The sequence below is a fragment of the Microcystis sp. LE19-10.1B genome (assembly GCF_027530565.1).
In the GTDB taxonomy this organism is placed as follows: Bacteria; Cyanobacteriota; Cyanobacteriia; order Cyanobacteriales; family Microcystaceae; genus Microcystis; species Microcystis aeruginosa.
In genome coordinates this window covers 1-5,277 of the sequence record NZ_JAPZQM010000110.1, presented here as the reverse complement: position 1 = coordinate 5,277, position 5,277 = coordinate 1, and the positions used below count along the sequence as shown (strand labels likewise).

At 42.7% G+C, this 5,277-nt stretch carries 4 protein-coding genes and 1 pseudogene; 4 read left to right on the top strand and 1 reads right to left on the bottom strand.

All coding sequences use genetic code 11. From position 1 onward, the window contains the following. Nucleotides 1–18 precede the first annotated feature (18 nt). Nucleotides 19–831 (bottom strand): annotated as a pseudogene (locus O9332_RS03870) (ISAs1 family transposase); the annotation flags it as partial. Nucleotides 832–1,007: 176 nt separating this feature from the next. On the opposite strand from O9332_RS03870, the gene O9332_RS03865 reads away from it, so the two are divergent. The 4 genes from O9332_RS03865 to O9332_RS03850 all read left to right on the top strand — a co-directional run bounded on the left by O9332_RS03865 (nt 1,008) and on the right by O9332_RS03850 (nt 4,917). Beyond that, nucleotides 1,008–1,922 (top strand): alpha/beta fold hydrolase, encoded by a 915-nt coding sequence (locus O9332_RS03865; protein ID WP_002763855.1) that lies wholly within the window; start codon nt 1,008–1,010, stop codon nt 1,920–1,922. Nucleotides 1,923–1,956: 34 nt separating this feature from the next. Beyond that, a complete protein-coding gene (ispG, locus tag O9332_RS03860) occupies nt 1,957–3,177 on the top strand; it encodes a (E)-4-hydroxy-3-methylbut-2-enyl-diphosphate synthase (RefSeq protein ID WP_288023701.1) in 1,221 nt (406 codons plus the stop codon). A gap of 319 nt (nt 3,178–3,496) precedes the next feature. After that, nucleotides 3,497–4,543, top strand: a complete 1,047-nt coding sequence (hisC, locus tag O9332_RS03855) for a histidinol-phosphate transaminase (protein WP_288023698.1) — start codon at nt 3,497–3,499, stop codon at nt 4,541–4,543. Nucleotides 4,544–4,644: 101 nt separating this feature from the next. Next, nucleotides 4,645–4,917 carry a hypothetical protein gene (locus O9332_RS03850; protein ID WP_002763859.1) on the top strand — a complete coding sequence of 91 codons (273 nt, stop codon included), beginning with the start codon at nt 4,645–4,647 and terminating at the stop codon, nt 4,915–4,917. Nucleotides 4,918–5,277: the final 360 nt, after the last annotated feature.

The following is a 5,277-nucleotide window of genomic DNA, read 5'->3' as shown; positions in this document are numbered from 1 at the left end:
GATATAGTAAGCAGTTTATTCATAGGTTTTATCCCCGCGACTACCCTTTCTTTCTACTTTAATAAGTCTTCGCAGATTTTCAAACCCTTGTCTTTCATTTTTCCTCACTTTAAAAACTTCTATTTTTCTTGATATTTTTCGTCCATGACTATTATCTTGTTCAAGAAAGCAACTTTCTGGCTTTGAGGAATTACTCAGGTCTTGTATTCGCTGATCAAGATTTTTCTGATTTCCTTTAACGGTGATAACATAATCATTTTTAGTCTTGGCTATTAAGCTGATTGTTTTTTTCTGACAGTGTAAAGCATCCCCAGTAAAAACTTTATTTTGAAGAGTGCAATCCTCAATTATAGCTTGACCTTCGTCGATTTCAGACCCTTTTTTGTTTTCAATTATTTTTAAGTGTAATACTCAGCCACTTTCTTGACTAAACAATGAAACAAACATAATAAAATTTTGTTGTTCATCATTAGGATTCTTTAGGGTGTTTTTGAGACTTTTTCCATCCATCCCTAGCCAATTTATGTCATCTCTTTGTCCATATTCTTCTAATGCCCATTCATTAAACATTTTTAACAAACTCTGCCATTCGACTCCCATCATTACCCTTCTAATTGTTGAATAGGATGGGACTCTTTCTGGAATTATGTTAAATTCTTGACTGAGCCTGTGCCGATTATTTTTAGCAAACTCTCCTAGCTCTCTCTAACCTGAGTATCCTAGCATTGTTCCCAGTATTATTACTACTAATACTATCCATAAAGGGTGTCTTTTTCCTTTATTCTTACGAAAGTCCTTGACTTGTTTTAGTTTTTCTATTAAGCTCAACATATATTTTAAAAGTTGGCAGTCACTTCTCATTTTATCTGACTGTGATCGCTTTTACTTTTGATATTCTGATGGGAGAATGAAACAGCCCTACCTTGATAAGGGGGGTGTCTGATAATTTTTAACGCCTACCTACTTAGAGTAATATTTCCTGAAAACCTCTTAATTGTTTGACTTAAGTGAGAACTTCACCAGCTTGGACAGAACGTATCGGTTATCAACGGGATTGGGTGTGGCGCGGTTGGCAAATTCGTTATAGTTTTATGCCGGCAAAAAACCCCCAAGATGCCGATAAACCCCCTTTAATTTTACTGCATGGATTTGGAGCGGCGATCGAACATTGGCGCCATAATATTCCTATCCTCAGCCAAAATCATCGAGTTTACGCGGTAGATTTATTAGGTTTCGGTGGTTCGCGCAAAGTACAGGTTCCCTATACCGTTAATCTCTGGGTGGAACAGATACACGATTTCTGGCAAACTTTTATAAATAGACCAGTGGTATTAGTGGGAAATTCGATCGGTTCTTTAGTTAGTATGGCCCTAGCGGGTAAATATCCGGAAATGGTAGCCGGATTAGTTATGATCAGTTTACCCGATGTCAGCCGTCGGAGGGAAATGATTGCCAATTGGTTATTAGATATCGTCACTCCCATCGAAAACTTTTTCACTTCGCCTTGGCTATTAAAACCGATTTTTTACTATCTGCGTCGTCCGCAAGTCTTGAAAAAATGGACAGGAATCGCCTACGAAGACAAGAAAGCAGTCAGCGAGGAATTAGTACAAATTATCGCCGCCCCAACCCTAGATGAGGGGGCAGCCGAGGCGTTTATTTCCCTAGCACAAGCTGTTAATCATCCCGAATATTGTCCACCAGCAAAGTTAATTTTACCACGCTTAGAAATCCCGATTTTATTATGTTGGGGCAAACAAGATCGCATGGTTCCCGTCCAGTTAGCCCAGGGTTTTGTCTCCCTTAATCCTAGAATTAAATATGTAGAATTTGAACGGGCTGGTCATTGTTTACAGGATGAATGTCCCGACCGTTTTAATCCAATTTTATTAGAGTGGCTAGAATCTGTTCCTGTTCTTTGAGAGAATAGGGAGAGTGATTGTTGGTGATAGTCCTATGCAAACCTTGGAATCGACGCTCAACCCTCCCGCAACTGCCTCCGAATTCGACACCACGATTCACCGACGTAAAACCCGTCCCGTCAGGGTAGGTAGCGTTACCATCGGTGGTGGTTATCCCGTGGTCGTGCAGTCGATGATTAACGAGGATACCCTTGATATAGATGGTTCCGTGGCTGGTATCCGTCGCCTCCATGAAATCGGTTGTGAAATTGTCCGCGTCACCGTGCCGAGTCTGGTTCACGCCACCGCTTTAGCTAAAATTAGGGAAAAACTGCTGACCACCTATCAACCCGTGCCGTTAGTAGCCGATGTACATCACAACGGCATGAAAATCGCCCTAGAAGTGGCCAAGCACGTCGATAAAGTGCGGATTAACCCCGGTTTGTACGTTTTCGAGAAACCGAAAGCCGACCGCAGCGAGTACAGTCAAGCAGAATTTGATGAAATTGGCGAAAAAATCGCCGAAACCCTGAAACCTTTAGTAGTTTCCCTGCGAGATCAAGGTAAAGCGATGCGAATCGGCGTTAACCACGGTTCTCTGGCCGAAAGAATGCTCTTTACCTACGGCGACACCCCCGAAGGAATGGTACAGTCGGCTTTAGAATTTATCCGCATCTGCGAATCCCTCGATTTTCGCAATCTGGTCATTTCCCTGAAAGCTTCCCGCGTGCCGGTGATGGTGGCCGCCTATCGTCTCATGGTTAAGCGCATGGACGAGTTAGGTATGGATTATCCCCTGCATTTGGGGGTTACTGAGGCAGGAGATGGGGAATACGGACGAATTAAATCCACTGCCGGGATTGCCACTCTCTTAGCGGACGGTATTGGTGATACGATTCGCGTTTCTCTGACGGAAGCTCCCGAAAAGGAAATTCCCGTCTGTTACAGTATCCTCCAGGCCCTGGGACTGCGGAAAACCATGGTCGAATACGTTGCCTGTCCTTCCTGTGGTCGCACTCTTTTTAATTTAGAAGATGTCCTGCAGCAAGTGCGGGCAGCGACTCAACACCTCACCGGACTCGATATCGCCGTTATGGGTTGTATTGTCAATGGACCGGGAGAAATGGCCGACGCAGACTATGGTTATGTGGGGAAACAGGCCGGTTATATCTCCCTTTATCGCGGTCGCCAGGAAATTAAACGCGTCCCCGAAAGCGAAGGAGTCAGCGAGTTGATTAATTTAATTAAAGCCGATGGCCGTTGGGTAGAACCTTAATTAGGGTTTGCTGAAAAGTTTTTCCTGGTGGCAGGGTGTGGGGTGTGGGGTGTGGGGTGTGGGGTTTTACCCATTTTCAGGGAGTCAATTACCTAATTTTTAGGGAAAAAGTCCCTGAATTTTCCCCCCAATCACTCCAATCGCTGGCACTTTTTGATTTCAAAAAAGCCTAAAGATATTATCCAACAAGGTTTTTAGATTTATTCAGCCAACCTTAATTAGTTTTACCGGTAGGGGTTGACATCGATTCAACCCCCGATCATCGGCGAGAATTTGTTACAATGGAAAGCTTGCTAGAAATTGCCGCCCCAGAGAGTCCATGCTACCTACACGCGATTGTGTTCGTCAAACCCCCGCTTACACTCCGGGAGAACAGCCCCAAAGCGCGGGATTTACCAAACTTAACACCAATGAGAATCCCTATCCCCCACCGGCGGAAATTTTTTCCCACCTGCCAGAGCAATTAGAGAAAGTCCGACTCTATCCCGATCCTATCTCCAAAGAGTTACGGCAAACGGCGGCGGAATTATACGGCATAGCAGCCGATCAGATAATCGCGGGTAATGGCTCCGATGATATCCTCAATATCGCCCTGCGAACTTTTGTTAACCCTTGCGAAAGCGTCGCTTTTTTAGATTTAACCTATTCCCTTTACGAGACAATTGCCCGGGTACACGGGGCAAATATTATCCAATTTCCCACTAATGATCAATTTGCATTAGCCGGACCGATTATTTGTCCGGAAGCTAAATTAATTTTTCTGGCTTCTCCTAATCCTCCCCTCGGTAAACATCTTGAGCGCGACTATTTAGAAGCAACCTGTGCTAATGCCTCGGGATTGGTATTAATTGATGAAGCTTATGTGGATTTTAGTGATGACAATCATCTCGATTTTCTCTCCCGTTACGATAATGTCATCATTAGTCGTACCATGTCGAAAAGTTATAGTTTAGCGGGGTTAAGAGTCGGTTTCGGTTTTGCTTCGAGGGCAATTATCGAACAGATGGATAAGGTGCGTGATTCCTATAATTTAGATCGCATTGCTCAAACTTTAGCCACAGCATCCTTAAAACACCATAATTATTTTGAGCAAGTTTGGCAAAAAGTCCGTCAAACCCGCGGCCGTTTAATTACTTCTCTGCGCGAGTTGGGATTTATTGTTTTTGACTCGGAAGCTAATTTTATCCTCGCTTCTCCCCCCCAGATTAGTGCCAGTGAGTTATATAATCAACTGAAAGAGCGTCAGATATTAGTGCGATACTTTAAACATCCTCGCATTCAGAATTATGTGCGGATTTCTATCGGAACCGATGGGGAGATTGATCGCCTTTTATCTGCTATTCAAGAGATTATGGGAACAAATTAATCTCGATTTACGTCAGGGTTTTATTAGCACTTGAAACCCTGATAAATTCTCGAAAAAAAGGCTAGATCGAGCGGAACAAAGCAGCGACAAACAAGGGTCTAATGGCCTGTCGTTTCTCCCGATTACTAGCCTTGGCTATCAAGATTATTAGTCCCACAAAAGGATTAAATACTAGCGCACAAATTTTTGAACTTATGCAAGTTTATCCCCAAGGAATCACAGTTCAAGAATTGAGCCAACGCTTAAATCGTCCCGTTTCTATGCTCAATCTTTGTCTAAAATCTTTGGTTGCTTCTAAAAAAATCGTGGCCAGAAAAAATCATAATCAGTGGGTTTATACTAGACCTCTTGTAAAAATCAAAAATTGTTGTTAGGGTTAGGAGTCAGTAGTCAGTAGTCAGTAGTCAGGAGAATTAAGAATCAATATAATCAATTAAATGGTCTCTTTACAGATGTTAGGCAATTTAACCATTATTTTTGCCGTTTTTGAACCCTGAAAAATTAATTATGCAAGAGGCTCACTGTTAATAAAAAGGCTTAGTTTATCCGGCTCTTCGTTACTTGTTATGGTTCGATAGGGGGGCATAAATCGACTAAATCCTTATCTGGCAAGAGACTTAATTGATTAGTTCGCTCTAGATAAAAACAATTGACAAAAATCGCTAAATGCCTTTCTCTATAAGGGTTCCATCCCTTATAACCCCCGTCCATTGCATAACACAAACCGAAGAGCC